13 protein-coding genes and 2 riboswitches are annotated in these 15,596 nt (G+C 69.8%); of the genes, 5 read left to right on the forward strand and 8 right to left on the reverse strand.

Annotated elements, in window-relative coordinates; translation table 11 throughout:
* Positions 1-167: 167 nt before the first annotated feature.
* A complete protein-coding gene (locus AB0J80_RS10620) occupies positions 168-512 on the reverse strand; it encodes a hypothetical protein (RefSeq protein ID WP_364703042.1) in 345 nt (114 codons plus the stop codon).
* 196 nt (positions 513-708) lie between these two features.
* Here AB0J80_RS10620 and AB0J80_RS10625 point away from each other — a divergent pair, with 196 nt between their 5' ends.
* Together AB0J80_RS10625 and AB0J80_RS10630 are read left to right on the forward strand one after the other, a co-directional pair.
* Complete coding sequence (locus AB0J80_RS10625; RefSeq protein ID WP_364703045.1) at positions 709-2,151, forward strand: glycoside hydrolase family 76 protein; 1,443 nt, start codon at positions 709-711, stop codon at positions 2,149-2,151.
* 64 nt (positions 2,152-2,215) lie between these two features.
* The gene (locus AB0J80_RS10630; protein ID WP_364703048.1) at positions 2,216-4,129 is read left to right on the forward strand and encodes an EAL domain-containing protein; all 1,914 of its coding nucleotides are present in this window, start codon (positions 2,216-2,218) and stop codon (positions 4,127-4,129) included.
* Here the strand turns inward: AB0J80_RS10630 and AB0J80_RS10635 are convergent.
* The gene (locus AB0J80_RS10635; RefSeq protein WP_364703051.1) at positions 4,092-4,700 is read right to left on the reverse strand and encodes a TetR/AcrR family transcriptional regulator; all 609 of its coding nucleotides are present in this window, start codon (positions 4,698-4,700) and stop codon (positions 4,092-4,094) included. The genes AB0J80_RS10630 and AB0J80_RS10635 overlap by 38 nt on opposite strands.
* Before the next feature lie 171 nt (positions 4,701-4,871).
* On the opposite strand from AB0J80_RS10635, the gene AB0J80_RS10640 reads away from it, so the two are divergent.
* Together AB0J80_RS10640 and AB0J80_RS10645 are read left to right on the forward strand one after the other, a co-directional pair.
* The gene (locus tag AB0J80_RS10640; protein WP_364703054.1) at positions 4,872-5,765 is read left to right on the forward strand and encodes an ABC transporter permease; all 894 of its coding nucleotides are present in this window, start codon (positions 4,872-4,874) and stop codon (positions 5,763-5,765) included.
* Complete coding sequence (locus AB0J80_RS10645) at positions 5,758-6,528, forward strand: ABC transporter ATP-binding protein (protein WP_364703057.1); 771 nt, start codon at positions 5,758-5,760, stop codon at positions 6,526-6,528. The genes AB0J80_RS10640 and AB0J80_RS10645 overlap by 8 nt, the downstream gene beginning before the upstream one ends.
* An 18-nt stretch (positions 6,529-6,546) precedes the next feature.
* Here the strand turns inward: AB0J80_RS10645 and AB0J80_RS10650 are convergent, their stop codons facing one another.
* Positions 6,547-7,629, reverse strand: a complete 1,083-nt coding sequence (locus AB0J80_RS10650) for a hypothetical protein (protein ID WP_364703059.1) — start codon at positions 7,627-7,629, stop codon at positions 6,547-6,549.
* 3 nt (positions 7,630-7,632) lie between these two features.
* Positions 7,633-7,770: riboswitch (cyclic di-AMP (ydaO/yuaA leader) on the reverse strand.
* A gap of 246 nt (positions 7,771-8,016) precedes the next feature.
* A riboswitch (cyclic di-AMP (ydaO/yuaA leader) is annotated at positions 8,017-8,153 on the forward strand.
* Positions 8,154-8,157: 4 nt separating this feature from the next.
* Between AB0J80_RS10650 and AB0J80_RS10655 the strand changes: the two genes are divergently transcribed.
* Positions 8,158-9,177, forward strand: a complete 1,020-nt coding sequence (locus AB0J80_RS10655) for a hypothetical protein (protein ID WP_364703062.1) — start codon at positions 8,158-8,160, stop codon at positions 9,175-9,177.
* 197 nt (positions 9,178-9,374) lie between these two features.
* Here AB0J80_RS10655 and AB0J80_RS10660 read toward each other — a convergent pair whose 3' ends face one another.
* From AB0J80_RS10660 to AB0J80_RS10680, 5 genes are all read right to left on the reverse strand, one after another.
* Entirely contained in the window at positions 9,375-11,741 is a 2,367-nt protein-coding gene (locus tag AB0J80_RS10660; RefSeq protein WP_364703065.1) for a glycoside hydrolase family 65 protein, read from the reverse strand.
* A 46-nt stretch (positions 11,742-11,787) separates the two neighbouring features.
* Positions 11,788-12,528, reverse strand: a complete 741-nt coding sequence (locus AB0J80_RS10665; RefSeq protein ID WP_364703068.1) for a beta-phosphoglucomutase family hydrolase — start codon at positions 12,526-12,528, stop codon at positions 11,788-11,790.
* Between the two features lie 78 nt (positions 12,529-12,606).
* The gene (locus AB0J80_RS10670; RefSeq protein ID WP_364703070.1) at positions 12,607-13,125 is read right to left on the reverse strand and encodes an ATP-binding protein; all 519 of its coding nucleotides are present in this window, start codon (positions 13,123-13,125) and stop codon (positions 12,607-12,609) included.
* Positions 13,126-13,185: 60 nt separating this feature from the next.
* The gene (locus tag AB0J80_RS10675; RefSeq protein ID WP_364703073.1) at positions 13,186-14,061 is read right to left on the reverse strand and encodes a hypothetical protein; all 876 of its coding nucleotides are present in this window, start codon (positions 14,059-14,061) and stop codon (positions 13,186-13,188) included.
* Between the two features lie 140 nt (positions 14,062-14,201).
* Complete coding sequence (locus AB0J80_RS10680; protein ID WP_364703075.1) at positions 14,202-15,500, reverse strand: ABC transporter ATP-binding protein; 1,299 nt, start codon at positions 15,498-15,500, stop codon at positions 14,202-14,204.
* Positions 15,501-15,596 lie beyond the last annotated feature (96 nt).

Genomic DNA, 15,596 nt, shown 5'->3' on the forward strand with positions numbered 1-15,596 from the left:
ACCACCCCGCCGAGCGGAGCCGGACCACCCCGCCGAGCGGAGCCGGACCACCCCGCCGAGCGGAGCCGGACCACCCCGCCGAGCGGAGCCGGACCACCCCGCCGAGCGGAGCCGGACCAGACGCTCAGCAGCCTCGCACCGGATGCTGAGCGAGTCGGACCAGGGGCTCAGGCCTTGTAGAGCTGGTGCCCCGCCATCTCCAGAGCGTCCTCGGCCAGTACGACCCGGGTACGCAGCCCCGACTCGTCGTTCAGCACCAGCCCACCGGAGTCGCGGCGGTACGTCCCCCGGGCGCTGCGGCGGCGGCCGGCGATGCTGCCCTCGTACGACCAGTCCTCGCTCAGGCTGAGCCGCACGGTGCCGTCGGCGGTGCGCCACAGGCCGGCGAAGTCCTCGGCCGGCTCCGCGGGAAGCGGCAGCGGACCGCCGTGGATCTTCTCGGTGCCGCCGAACGCCAGGGCGAGCAGGGCCGCGGTCGGAAAGATCGTCGCGTCGACGTGCGAGGTTCGCATGGCGCTCCGGGGGTCGTTCGTGGGCGGGACCTCTCCTTTCGGTCCCCTTGACCCCGGCTTGAGATTTCCGCGCGGCGACCCTGGCTTGAGACTTCCGCGCGGCGACCCTGGCTTGAGATTTTCGCGCGGCATTGACGCTTAACAATATTTCAAGTTTATTAACTGTTAACAGCCCCGCAGGAGAGGGGACATCCCCATGCACCACCGGAAGTGGATCGCGGCCGCGGCCATCACCGCCACCGCCGCCCTGCAACTCCAGACGACCGGCGCCGCCCTGGCCGCGACGGTCTGCAACCGCTACTGCGACGGTCGTGACCCCGCGCTCTCCCCCGGCGACCGGGTTCCCGTCAGCACCGGCCTCTACGGCCGGTCCTTCAAGGTCCACGTCGATGACGCCGACGCCATGATCTGGGCGTCGGTGGACGGCGGGCAGCCCGGCGACCAGGTGTGGCTGGACCGCTCCTTCGACGGCGGGCGCACCTGGAACGGGGACAGCAGGCTCGGTGACACCTCGGTCCCGGCCGGCGCCGGCGGCTGGCGTACCGCCATGTACAACGTCGATGACTGGAACGCGCAGGGCGTCGGCGTGCTCCGGGCCTGCGGCAAGGCCGGCGACCGTCCGGAGATCGTCTGCACCGCGTGGGCGCGCAGCACCTGGAACGCCTGGGACCGCCGGACGGCTGCGGCCACCGCGCTGATGATGCGATACGACCGTGGCACGGGCCTGTTCGACACGAACGGCTGGTGGACCGGTGCGAACGCGCTCACCGCCCTCATCGACACCAGCCGCATCTCCGGTATGCACAGCTACGACTATGCGATCGCCGGGACGTACGACAAGCAGATCAACAGCGCGCAGGGCCAGTTCCGCAACGACTACCTGGACGACAGCGGGTGGTGGGGGCTGGCCTGGGTGGCCGCGTACGACCGCACGGGCCAGAGCCGCTACCTGAACACCGCACGGGCCGACGCCGACCACATGTTCGCGTACTGGGACACGAAGTGCGGTGGGGGCGTGTACTGGAACACCGGTCGCACGGCGAAGAACGCCATCGCGAACAGTCTCTACATTCAGCTCAACGCGGCCCTGTCGCAGCGCATCGGGGGCGACACCGTGTATCGGGGCCGGGCGCAGGCGGGCTGGGCGTGGTTCCGGGGCAGCGGCATGATCAACGGCTCGAACCTGGTGAACGACGGCCTGAACCTGAACACCTGCAAGAACAACGGCGACGTCACCTGGACGTACAACCAGGGCGTGCTCATCAACGCCCTGGTGCAGCTCAACAAGCTCACGGGGGACACCGAGGCGCTCGCGGTGGCGCGCCGGGTGGCGGACGCGGCCACGACCAGCACGTACCTGAACGCGAACGGCATTCTCCGGGAGCCGAACGAACCGGACCAGTGCAGCGGCGACGGGGTGTCGTTCAAGGGCGCGTTCGTTCGCGGGCTCGGGGTGCTCAACGCGGCGGTCGGGCGCCCCTACGACGCCTACCTGCGACGACAGGCGGATTCGGCGTACGCGAACGACCGAACGACGTTCGACGCGTACGGCAGTCACTGGGCCGGCCCGTACGTCAGCACGAACCACAGCTGTCAGCACAGTGTCCTGGATCTCCTGAACGCGGCTCCCCAGGCGTAATGCTCATCCCGCGGTCCTGAGAGCCGATCGTGCGGGGGCAACGTCCCGGCGCGAGAGGAGTGTCATGACCGCCCAGCCCCGCATCTGCGTGCGGGACCGGCGGCTGCCGCTGATCCTCCGGTCACTGGCGGTCGCCGGTGCCGCCTGGCTGCTCCTCGTGCTCACGGTCCGCGGCGTCCTGCCGCTGGCCGTGGCCGGCGGTGCGGCCGCGGCGCTCACCGCGCTCGTGATCGTCCGCCAGCTGGGCGGGTCGCGCCGCAACGACGAGGTGCTCGCCCGCCTCGACGAGCACATGCTCGAGCTGCGCAACCAGGAGCAGCGCTTCCGCCTGCTGGTGCAGAACTCCACGGACGTCGTGACCATCACCGACGCCGACGGGCGGCTCACCTACGTCAGTCCGGCCGTGCGGCGCGTGCTCGGCAGCGACCCCGGTTCGGTGATCGGTTCGAACCTCGTGCACCGGATGCACCCGGACGACCGGGTCGCCGTCGCCGGGCACATGACCCGGATCGCCGTCTACCCGGGCGCCACGACGACCTACCGGGTACGCGTGGCGCACGCGGACGGCTCGTACCGGACCCTGGAAGTGATCAGCGCCAACCTGGTCGACGAGCCGGGCGTCGCGGGCATCGTCAGCAACTGCCGAGACGTCACCGAGACGGTCCAGGCGCACGAGCGGCTCAGCTACGAGGCGAGCCACGACGTCCTCACCGGCCTGGCCAACCGGGCCCTCTTCGGCGAGCGGCTCGCGGCTGCCTCGGCGCACACCGGCCGGGGCCAGCGGCTGAGCATCGTGCTCGTCGACCTCGACGACTTCAAGACCGTCAACGACACGCTCGGGCACGCCTCCGGCGACGAGTTGCTCATCGCGGTCGCCGAGCGGATGAAGGCGAGCGTACGGCCGACCGACACGGTGGCGCGCCTGGGCGGCGACGAGTTCGCGATCCTCTTCGAGGGGCTGGGCGGCCGCGACGTCGACCGGGTGCTGGAGCGCATCACCGAGGCGCTGGCCGTACCCGTGGACGTCGAGGGGCACCTGTTGGCCGTGCGGGCGAGCTTCGGCGTCGTCGACGGCCGCGGCGGCGACGACGCCGGCAACCTGCTGCGTCAGGCCGACATCGCCATGTACGAGGCGAAGGAGCGCGGCGGCGGCCGTTACCAGCGCTACCGGCCCGGCTCGGAGGCTCGCGGGGCGGAGCGGCGCCGGATCACCACCGCGTTGACGACCGCGCTCGAGCGTGACGAGCTCGTCCTGCACTACCAGCCCGTGGTGGCCCTGCCGGAGGGACGCCTCACCGGCGTGGAGGCGCTGGTCCGCTGGGCGCACCCGGAACGGGGACTGCTGGGGCCGGGCGAGTTCATCCCGGGCGCCGAGCTGACCGGGATGATCGTGCCGATCGGCCGCTGGGTGCTGCGCGAGGCGTGCCGGCAGGCCGCGTCCTGGATCGCCGAGCTGGGCGATCTGGCACCGGGCTCGATGTCGGTGAACGCCTCGGCACGTCAGCTGCAGGACGCCTCGTTCGCCGCCGACGTGGCCGCGGTGCTGCGGGAGACCGGTCTCGCGCCGGGCCGGCTGACCATCGAGATCACCGAGTCGACGGCGGTCGGCGGCGGGGCGACCGCGGAGACGCTGCGCGCGCTGCGGACGATGGGCGTACGGCTGTCGCTGGACGACTTCGGCACCGGCGCCTCGACGCTCAGCCTGCTGGCGAACTGCCCGGTGGACCAGATCAAGCTGGACCGGTCGTTCGCGCCGGTGCCGGGCCCGGACGCCATCGCGGGGGCGGTGCTGCAGATCGCCCGCGCGATGGGCGTGGAGGCCGTCGCGGAGGGCGTGGAGACCTCGGCGCAGGCCGAGAAGCTCGGTGATCTGGGTTACGTCCGGGCGCAGGGCTTCCACTTCGCCCGGCCGATGGCACCGGAGCAGATCACGGCGGCCATCATGACGCCGGCGGGCTGCCTCGCAGTGCAGCCGTGACGGCTGCCACGAGCTTCTCCAGGTAGTCGTCGTCGATCGGGGTCCGCGAGACCGCGAGCCGCCAGTACAGCGGGCCGAGCATGAGGTCGACGGCGATGTCCGGGTCGGTGCCCGGCGGCAGCTCACCCCGCTCGACCGCCTGGCCGACGATCTTCTCGCCGACCGCGAGCTGATGGGTACGCAGGGCGCGCTGCAGCGTCTCGGCGATCTTGGGTGTCCGCGCCGCCTCGGCCATCAGGTCCGGGATGATCTGCGAGGCGATGCGGTGCTGCAGGGCCTTGCTGACGATGAACATCAGCAGCTGCAGGTCGGTGGCGAAGCTGCCGGTGTCGGGCATCGGCACGCTGCGCTCCGCCACTCCGGAGACGATCTCGAGTACCATCTCCAGCTTGTTGCTCCACCGGCGGTAGACAGCGGTCTTGCCCACCCCGGCCCGGCGCGCCACCGCCTCGATGGAGAGCCTGCCGTAGCCGACCTCGGCCAGCTCGTTCATCACCGCGTTCCGGATGGCCGCGGTGATGTCACCGCGGAGCACCGCCGCCCCGGCGGGTGCACGTTTCGCTGTCGCCACCAGGTCACTATACGCCAGGACGCAACGGTTGCGTTTCGACGTTGCGTCGGATAAGTTCGAGCCAACGTCGATACGATGGCGTTTCATCGCGTCAGACTGTTTAGTGTGTTCCCGCGCAAGTCATCCAGGTCCACGACCCCTGACGGACCGACCAGATCGGAGCGCCACCCCATGTCCCAGACGGCGGTCGCCGATTCCGACACCGGCATCCCTCTGAGAGAGCTGGCCCGCCGGCACGGCCTCGGCGCGGCCGGCAAACTGCCGAGCCTGCCCGCGTACACGCGCCAGCTGTGGGCGTACCGGCACTTCATCGCCTCGTACGCGAACGCCAAGGTCACCTCGTCGCTGGGCAAGACCCGGCTCGGCATGCTCTGGCAGGTGCTGACACCGCTGATCAACGCGGCCGTCTACTACTTGATCTTCGGGCTCGTCCTCAAACAGTCGCGGGACGTCGACAACTTCATCGCCTACCTGTGCACCGGCGTCTTCATCTTCCAGTTCACCCAGTCGGTGGTGCAGGCGGGAATCCAGGCGATCAGCGGAAACCTGGGACTCATCCGGGCCCTGCATTTCCCACGAGCCAGCCTTCCGCTGGCGATCGCCATGGTCGAGGTCCGCAACATGCTCGCCTCGATCGCCGTCCTCATGATCATCGTCGGCATCATGGAGCCGATCACCCTGGAGTGGCTGCTCGCCGTGCCGATCTTCGTGCTCCAGTCGGTGTTCAACGCGGGCCTCGCCATGGCCGCGGCCCGGCTGGGCTCCAAGGTCGCCGACTTCAAGCAGCTGGTGCCGTTCATCATGCGGATCTGGCTGTACGGGTCCGCCGTGCTCTACCCCGTCCACAAGTTCGAGGAGGCGCTCGGCGGCTGGAAGCTCGCGGTGGTCGAGGCGAACCCGCTGCTCGTGTTCATCGAGCTGATGCGCCACGCCCTGATGGAGGACGTGAAGCTCGCCGCTCCGCCGCTGGTCCTGTGGCTGGAGGCCATCGGCTGGACCCTGGTGGTGGGCATCGGCGGCTACGTGTACTTCTGGCGCGGAGAGAAGGGCTACGGCCGTGGCTGACCAGCGCGAACCCACCGTGATCGTGGACGACGCCCACGTCGTCTACCGGGTCCACCAGGCCGGCGCCGCCGGTACGGGCAGCCCGCTCGCCAGCTTCAAGCGGATCATCACCGGCGCCAAGCCCGCCACGCTGCGGGAGGTACACGCGATCAAGGGCGTGAGCTTCGTCGCGTACAAGGGCGAGGCGATCGGCCTGATCGGCACGAACGGCTCCGGCAAGTCGACCCTGCTGCGCGCCATCGCGGGCCTGCTGCCCGTCGAGAAGGGCGCCATCTACGCGGCCGGCCAGCCGTCGCTGCTCGGCGTCAACGCGGCGCTGATGAACGACCTGCCCGGCGAGCGCAACGTGGTGCTCGGCTGCCTCGCCATGGGCATGTCGCCCGCCGAGGTGAAGTCCCAGGTCAAGGACATCATCGACTTCTCCGGCATCAACGAGCGCGGCGACTTCAGCTCGCTGCCGATGCGGACGTACTCGTCGGGCATGGCCGCCCGGCTGCGGTTCTCGATCGCGGCGGCCAAGAAGCACGACGTGCTGCTGATCGACGAGGCCCTGGCGACCGGTGACGCCAAGTTCCGCAAGCGCAGCGAGCAGCGGGTCCGGGATCTGCGCGCCGAGGCCGGCACGGTGTTCCTGGTCAGCCACAGCGAGCAGTCGATCCGGGACACCTGTGAGCGCTGCATCTGGCTCGAGTCCGGCCTGATCCGCGGCGACGGCCCCACCGAAGAGGTGCTGAAGGAGTACGAGGCGTACGTCAAGAAGTGACGTACGCCCCGCCCCGGGTCATCTCATCGACAGATGCACGTGGTTGGTGTGGTCGCTGGACGGGTCACCCTGGCCCCGGGTGTACGCCTTCCAGCCGCTGGACGGCAGCCAGATCCGCTCGAACCAGATGACGTAGAGCACGCCGAGCCGGCTCGAGTTGCGGATGAAGTAGTTCGCCAGCCGGTTGCCGTACGTGCGGCTGCTGCCCGTCGCCACGCCGCCGAAGCCGTTGCGGTCGGCCGCGAAGTCGCAGGCCCGGCCCTTGGGATGCTCACCGCTGTTCTGGTGCCGGAAGCAGGCCACGAAGCGGGTGAAGCCGTCCGCCTTGGCCTCCTTCATGGCGTGCAGGGTCCGCGGCGTGATGCAGCCACTGGTCGTCGGGTCGTTGACGCTGCACGACTCGCCCGGCAGCGACCCGTCGGAGTTGCGCGGCGCGGGTGCCGCGAGGGCGCTGCTGCCGCCGCTGGACCCGCTGCTGGGTGAGCTGTCGGTGCTGGGGCTGCCATCGTCGGCCGCGGCCGCGTTGTGCGCCTTGAGCGCGCTCTCGGCCTGCGTCTTGCGCTTGGCCATGATGGTGAGCTGCTTCTGCTGGTCGCGGATCGCCGCGTCGATCGCGAGCTTCGCCTGCTCCTGCTTGCTGCGGGCGTCCTTGAGGTCGCGGATCGCGCGGTCCTGCTTCATCGCGACGGTCTGCAGCGTCTGCGCCCGGTCCAGCAGGGTGCCGGTGGAGTCGGCGGTGAGCAGTGCGCTCATCGGGCCGAGCCGGCCGGTGCGGTACGTCCGCTGCACGATCTCGTCGAGCGCACCCTGCTTCGGGCCGAGGTCGGCGTCGATCTCCTTGAGCTTGGCGACCAGCTCCTGCTGGCGCTTCTTCGAGCGGTCGAGCGCCTCCTTGGCCTCGACGAAGCCCTTCGACGCCGCCTCGAGCTGTTCGACGAGGGACTTGGAGCCGCCCTCCCCGTCGTCGCCGGAGCCTCCCGGCGCGGCGAGCGGGCGGGGCGCGGCGGTGGCCGCTGCCGGGGCGACGAGTGCCAGCCCCGAGGTGGCGACGAGGACCGCGAGCAGGGTCGCTAATCGCCGGCGGACAGGGTCGAGCCTCACGTGCGTTCCTTCCGTCGGCCGCCGGTCGGGTTAGCTGACGGGTTCGGGACGGAAGTGATCCCTACCGCAGGGAGCTGCGGATTCACCCCATTACCGGATGGGTCCCCGGCTCGCCTTTCGGCGATTAGGCGGCGGTTCCGTGATGGAACCGTGACGAACGATACCCATGGTTTTCTTGAATCGACAGGTCTCGCACTCTTCGCAATCAATCGACCACGGGCCGTCAGATTTCGCGCGACGGAATATGACCAGGGTCATTCCATCGAGTGGTGACGCAAAGTCGTTGCGTCGTAACAGTTTTGCCGACGCCGCGACCGCTGGTGACCGGCCCGGAGTCGGGTAAACTTTCGGCCGGTCACGCCAGGAAGGCACCGCCCCCAAGGTGCCGGCGGACCACCGCTCAATCGCCGTGAGGCGAATCGGGGAACCACCTGGTAATGGGGTGAATCCGCTGAACCAGCGGTAGGGATCGCTTCCGTCCCGAACCCGTCAGCTAACCCGGTCGGCGGCAACACGGAAGGAAACTGGATGACGGCAAGACCCCGCCGGTGGCTGGTCCTCGCCCTGGCTTCGCTAGCCGCGGTCACCATGATCGCTGCCCCCGGCGCGCCCGCGAGTGCGGCGCCGGGCGGAGGAAACTCGTCGACCGCCGACGACGGCGACGACAACCCCATGCTCAACGACCTGCTCGACAACACGGGCCGGCGTTTCCTGGCCGCGAAGTCGGCGGTCGCGAAGTCGACCAAGAGTCAGCTCGCGCTCGCCCTGCAGGTCAAGAACGCGGAGGCCAAGCGCGACGCGCTCCTGCCCCAGGTCGGCGCGGTCGCGGCGCAGCAGTACCGCACGGGCGGTCTCAGCACCATGGGCTTCCTGCTCAACGTGCGCTCGCCCGACGCCTTCATCGAGAAAGCCGTCTCGCTCGAGGAGATCAACGCCCTCAACGACGGCAAGCTGCGCGAGCTGGACGGGGCCATCAACGAGGTCGCCACCGCGAAGACGCGCCTGGACCAGGAGGTCAAGGCGCAGAAGCAGAACCTCGAGTCGATGAAGAAGCAGAAGGAGTCGGCCGAGAAGGCTCTCGCGCTGGTCGGCGGCGATACGGTGACGGGCGGCTTCGTGCTGGCCAAGTCCCGCGTGGCGGCGCCCGCACCGCGCAACGCCGACGGCGAGTTCGGCCCCCTGCCCTGCAACGTCGACGACCCGACGACGGGCGGCTGCATCACCTCGCGCACCCTGCACATGTACAAAGAGGTGAGGAAGGCGGGCTTCAACCGCTTCGTCGGTTGTCACCGCGACGGCGGGCCGTTCGAGCATCCGAAGGGCCGAGCCTGCGACTGGTCCCTGCAGAAGAGCGGCTTCTCCCCCTGGCACAACCAGGACACCCGCGAGTACGGCAACAACCTGATGGCGTTCGCCGTCCGCAACGCCGACCGGCTCGGCATCCTGTACGTCATCTGGAACCGGATGATCTGGTTCCCGGCGACGGGCTGGAAGAAGTACCACGGACCGTCCAACCACACGGACCACGTCCACATCTCCATGCTCTAGCCGCGCCCCACGCGACGAAGCCCCCGTCCTCTTCTGGCGGGGGCTTCTACGTGCTTGGGGTTTTCCCATTTACGCAGAATGAAGGGCCCGGAGATCCGTCCCTGAGCCGCTAGGCGATGGGATCTCCGGGCCCGGCCTCGACGGGAGTTGCGGTCTGCACCCCCACCGAGCTACGACATGAAGCTCTTGACCTTGACCTACAGCCCCGAAGCCCGCCGGACCGGAGCACGCCCGGCCGGCTGCGACGGTGCCGGACCGGTCGGCGGCGCCGGCGGGATCGGCAGCACGACCGGCTTCACCTGCGTCACCGTCACCTCCTTGCCGTGGTGCAGCAGCTCGAGGCGCGCCGACCCGCCGCCGTTGCGCAGCGAGTAGGTGACCTCCTCCGGCGCGACCTCGACCCGCAGCCGCAGCCCCCGCCACAGCAGCGAGAACTCCAGGTTGCTGATCCGGCTCGGCAGGCGCGGGGCGAAGGACAGCTGGCCGTTGTAGTCGCGCATGCCGCCCAGGCCGGCGACGAGCGCGATCCAGGAGCCCGCCAGCGACGCCACGTGGACGCCGTCGCGGGCGTTCTGGTGCAGGTCGTGCAGGTCCATCAGGGCGGCTTCGCCGAGGTAGTCGTGGGCGAGCTCGACGAAGCCGACCTCCGCCGCGATGACCGCCTGGATGCACGCCGACAGCGACGAGTCGCGCACCGTGCGGGCGTCGTAGTACGCGAAGTTGCGGGCCTTCTCCTCCGGAGTGAAGGCGTCGCCGCGCACGTACATGGCCATGACCAGGTCGGCCTGCTTGACGACCTGCTTGCGGTAGAGGTCGAAGTACGGGTAGTTGAGCAGCAGCGGGTACGCCTCCGGCGGCGTGTTCTCGAAGTCCCACTCCTGCAGGCGGGTGAAGCCCTCCGACTGCTGGTGGACGCCCAGCTCGCGGTCGTAGGGGATATGCACCGCGGCCGCGGCGTCGCGCCACGAGGCGGACTCCTCGTCGTCGACGCCGAGCTTGCGGGCCAGGTCGGGGTGGCGCTTGGCCGCGTCCGCCGCCGCGAAGAGGTTCTGCTGGGCCATCAGGTTGGTGTAGACGTTGTCGTCCACGACCGCCGTGTACTCGTCCGGGCCGGTCACACCGTCGATGTGGAAGCGGCCGTGCCGGTCGTGGTGGCCCAGGGAACGCCACAGCCGGGCGGTCTCCACCAGCAGCTCCAGGCCGACCTCGCGCTCGAAGTCGTAGTCGGCGGTGGCCGAGACGTAGCGGCGGACCGCGTCGGCGATGTCGGCGCCGATGTGGAAGCCCGCGGTGCCGGCCGGCCAGTACGCCGAGCACTCCTGCCCGCGGATGGTGCGCCACGGGAAGGCCGCGCCTTGCAGGCCCAGGGTCTGCGCGCGCTCCTTGGCGAGGTCCAGCGTGGAGTGGCGCCAGCGCAGCACGTCGGCCGCGGCCGAGGGCTGGGTGTAGGTCAGCGCCGGCAGCACGAACGTCTCGGCGTCCCAGAAAGTGTGGCCGTCGTAGCCGGGCCCGGAGAGGCCCTTGGAGCCGATCGGGCGCTTCTCGGCCCGGGCACCGGCCTGCAGCGTGTGGAACAGGCCGAAGCGGACCGCCTGCTGCACCTCGGGGTCGCCCTCGACGCGTACGTCGGAGTGGTCCCAGAACTCGTCGAGGTACTCGCGCTGGGCCTCCATCAGGCCCTCCCAGCCGTCCAGCCGGGCGCTGGCCAGGGCGGCGCCGACCTGGTCGCGCACGGCGGGCAGCGAGCGGTTGCTGGACCAGCCGTACGCGGCCAGCTTCACGACCCGCAGCTTCTGCCCCGGCTCGAGCTTGCAGGCGACGGTGGTACGCAGCCAGTCCGGGTGCCCCTCGGTGGTGACGGCGTGCTTGCCGGGCGCCTCGACGAGGTGCTCCATGGCCGCCGCCATGCGCAGGTCGCTGGCCTTGGTGCGGTGCACGAGCAGCCCGCCGGTGCGCTGCTCCAGCATCTCCTCGGCCTGCAGCGGGTGGTCGAGCACCGCCGCGACGCGCGGGTCCTTGCTGGTCGGCGGCAGCTGCTCGTTGGCCACGAGCTCGGACTGCAGGATCAGCCGCGCGGTGGAGTCGATCGGCTCGACCTCGTAGAGGAAGGCCACGACCGAGCGCTGGGTGAAGGACACCATGCGCACGGTGCGGACCCGGATCGCCTGCCCGGAGGGCGAGACCCACTCCACGATGCGCTCGAGGGTGCCGGCGCGCAGGTCCAGGGTGCGCTCGTGGGAGCGCAGGTCGCCGTAGCGCACGTCGAACGGCTCGTCGTCGACGAGCAGCCGCATGAGTTTGGCGTTGGTCACGTTGACCATCGTCTGACCCGACTCGGGGAAGCCGTAACCGGCCTCGGCGTACGGCAGCGGCCGCAGCTCGTAGAACGAGTTGAGGTAGGTGCCGGGCAGGCCGTGCGGCTCGCCCTCGTCCAGGTTCCCGCGGATGCCGATGTGGCCGTTGGCCAGGGCGAAGACCGACTCTGACTGGGCCAGGAGATCCAGGTCCAGCCGGGTCTCCCGGATGTGCCAGGGGTCGACGGGGTAGGCCCGTTCACGGATCACGGTGGTGCCTCTCGCAACTGAGAAGAGAAGAAGTCGTATGGGGGTGCTATCGGGTCAGGAGCTCGGCGAGATCCTGCACCACGATGTCGGCGCCGTGCTCGCGCAGCGCGTCGGCCTGACCGACCCGGTCCACGCCGATCACGATGCCGAAGCCGCCGGCCCTGCCCGCCTCGACACCCGCAAGGGCGTCCTCGAAGACGGCACAGTTCTCCGGCGGTACGCCGAGGAGCTTCGCGCCGTGCAAGAACGTGTCCGGCGCCGGCTTCCCGGGCAGGTGTTCTGCACGTGCGACCACACCGTCCACGCGCGCTTCGAGGAGGTCCGCGATCTTTGCGGCCTCCAGCACGTCCTTGCAGTTGGCGCTCGCGGACACGACCGCGCGGCGCAGGCCGGCGTCCACGGCGGCGTGCAGGTAGTCGACGGATCCGGGATAGACCTGTACGGCCCCTTCCTGGATCTTCTGCAGGACCAGCAGGTTCTTGCGGTTGCCGACGCCGTTGACGGTCTCTTCGTCGGGACCGTCGTCCGGTGTGCCTTCCGGCAGGGTGATGCCGCGCGAGGCCAGGAAGGTGCGTACCCCGTCGGCGCGCTGCCTACCGTCGACGTATCGATGGTAATCGGCGCCGGAGTCGAACGGCACGAACGGCTGTCCGTTCTGCGCGGACCATGCCTGCAAAAACGCGTCGAAGGTCTGTTTCCATGCCGCGTTGTGGACCAGGGCGGTCTGGGTGAGCACACCGTCGAGATCGAAAAGGCATGCCGTCACGTGAGGAGGTAGTCCGAGCACCGGCCTAATGTAGTCGCCTCAGATGGCGAACACGCTTGAATACGGATGTCGACATTTCCACGGCGTTTCATGCCGTGTTCAGCCGCCGGCCGAGGCCCCGTTGAGCAGGTCAGACGTCGATAGCCGGGCGGGCAGGTCGATGCGCAGTCCGATAGTTGTCCCAATTGGGCCGGTCGCCATCGTGACTTCGTCGCACAGCTGGTACGCCAGCCAGATGCCCCGGCCGCCGTCCTCGAACGCCCCCGGCGCCTCCGGGGGGTGCCGGTGCTCCTCGGGGATGCCGGGGCCCGAGTCCGTGACGGTGCACCACACCGCGGTGGCGGTGCGGGACAGCACGAGCCGCCCGCTCCCGCCCGCGTGCAGCACGACGTTGGTGATCACCTCGTTGATGGCGAGGACGAAGCCGTCCAGGCGGTCGCCGAGCAGGCCCGGCTCGAGCCGCTGGAGCACCTCGTGGCGCAGCAGGGTGATGTCGTCGTGGCCGAAGACCTGGTCGAGCAGCGCGCTCCCACCGGGATTTTGGTGCGAGGCAACGGCGTCCGACGGCTCCCTGCCCGGAGCCGGACGCAGCACTTCGCGGTCGACGGTTTCCTCCACCGCCGAGCAGCCTACGCTGTGTACCGCCTCCGTGGCAGCCGTCGGAGCCCGACGAGTCGATCAGAAGAGATGCGACAGGGTCCGGAAGATCTCCGCGTAGAAGTTGCCGTCGATGTCGCGGTACAGGCTGAACTTCATGCCGGGGCTACCGAAGAACGGCCGCAGGGTCCAGGCGAGCTGCGTACCGACGAAGCCGAACAGCAGGATCCACACGTAGAGCAGGGCCATGCTCGGCGGCGCCGGCTGCCTCTGCAGGGCCGGCCGGGGCGCGGGGCGAGGAGCGCCGACGGGCGTGAGCATGTAACCCGGCGGCACCTGCACGGGAGCGGGCGCGGGGCTTCCGTTCGGGGCGGCGCCCACTGCGACGGGCTCGGGAGCCGGGGCCGTGACCGCGGGGCTGACCGGCGCCTCGGCCGGCGTCTCCTTCTTCTCGGGCGCCAGCAGGCCGTGCTCGTTGAGCACCCGCATGCCGCCGGTGAGGAAGCGGAGCCCGACCAGCGCCGACAGCGCCAGGATCGCGACGTTGAGCAGCTTGAAGAAGCCGTAGTCAGGTGCCGTGATCAGGAAGAACAGCGCGATCGGCGCGAACGCCACCGCGAGCATGGCGGTCACCGTCAGCGCCACCATGACCAGGGCAAGGGACTGGCGTACGGACAGCCGCGCCCCGAAGACGAGGTTGAACAGGTAGAGCGTGGGAAGGCAGATCGCCAGCGTCACGAGGAACAGCAGCGGCAGCTTCACCGCGGAGGTCAGCGCCATGAGGACACTGTGGAAGGAGCCGAGCACCGCCCCGTAGCAGGCCAGGGCGATCACCGTGCTGAGCATCATCTGCCCGGTGAGCTTCGACAGTGCCCGATCCTCGACGACCTGCTGCCAGATCCCCTGTCTGTCGCGCAGGATTCTCTCGATCACCAGCAATCCGGATGCGTTCGCCATTGTCGCCACCCTTCAGGTGTGTGACGTCGATACGCCATCGCACCGACGTGCGGCGAACGTTACGGCACCGTGTCAACGGCACCGCCCCGTCTTATCGCACGGGCAGCGCCGTATGGGGTCTTGCTGGGTAAATGTCTTCTTCAGCGCCAGCCGATATCGATGCGGTCCCCGCGCTCGTCGAAGAAGTGCAGGGCGTCCATCCGTACGCTGATCGCCAGCGGATGCCCCGGCGAGACGGCCGGATAGGGCGCCAGCCGCACGGCGAGCTCGGCCGGCCGCCGGTGATGCCGGCCCGGGTCGCTGAGCACCGAGGCCTTCTCGGTCTCCTCCCGCTCCAGCAGGGCCCGGTCCCCCCGGCCGGTGAGCCGCTGCAATGCCCCGCCGAGGCGCCGCAACGGGCCGCCGGCCGGGGCCGCGTCGGTGACGCCCTTGCCGAGCTCGTCGACGACGATCGCGGTGGCGCCGATGTCGAGGAACGCCAGCGACTCGTGACCGTGGTGCTCGAGGTAGCGGATCCGGCCCTGGAGCACGTCCCCCGGGCTGTCGGGGGCGACCGGGGTGAGCGCCTCCGCCCGCATCCCGACGACGATCCGCTCGCCGTGGTAGTGCGAGATCGCCCGCGCGCGGATGTCGCTCCACGGCAGGTAGAGCGCCTGTTCGCCGAAGTTGAGGGCGATGTAGCGGTCGAGGTGCACGTACACCGAGGCCTCGAGCAGGTTCATCCGGGGCGAGCCGAGGAAGGCGGCCACGTAGAGGGTGGCCGGGCGGCCGTACACCTCGGTCGGGGTGCCCAGGTCCTGCAGGACGCCCTTGCGGATGATCGCGACCCGGTCGGCCATGGTGAGCGCCTCGGCCTGGTCGTGGGTCACGTACATGGTCGTGACGCCGAGCTCGCGGGTGAGGCTGGTGATCTCGGCGCGCAGCTCGGCCCGCAGGCCGCTGTCCAGGTTCGACAGGGGCTCGTCCATGAGGAAGAGGCCGGGGCGGCGCACGATCGCGCGGCCCATGGCGACCCGCTGGCGCTGGCCGCCGGAGAGTTGGCCGGGCTTGCGGCCGAGCACGTCCCCGATCCCGAGAGCGCTGGCCACGTCGCCGATCCGCTCGCCGCGGGAACCGGGCTCGACGCCGGAGAGCTTGAGCGGGAAACCGATGTTGTCGCCGACCGTCATGTGCGGGTACAGCGCGAAGTCCTGGAACACCATGGCGATCCGCCGGTCCCGCGGTGCCAGGTCCATCACCGGTTCGCCGTTGAGCAGGATGGCACCGGCGGTGGGGTCCTCGAGGCCGGCGATCATCCGCAGGATCGTCGACTTCCCACATCCGGACGGCCCGAGCAGGACCATGAACTCGCCGTCCTGCACGTCGAGGCTGGCCCTGTCGACCGCCACGGTCCCGTCCGGCCAGACCTTCGTGACGTCCTTGAGCGCGACGGTGGACACCGTCAACCTCCTGCATGTGAGCTGCGACGATGGCTTAGCGTGACCAGACCCTTCAATACGTGCCATCGGGTGAACGGCCATTCGCGGTCCGTCACC

Source organism: Actinoplanes sp. NPDC049548, assembly GCF_040676695.1.
Taxonomy (GTDB): Bacteria; Actinomycetota; Actinomycetes; order Mycobacteriales; family Micromonosporaceae; genus Actinoplanes.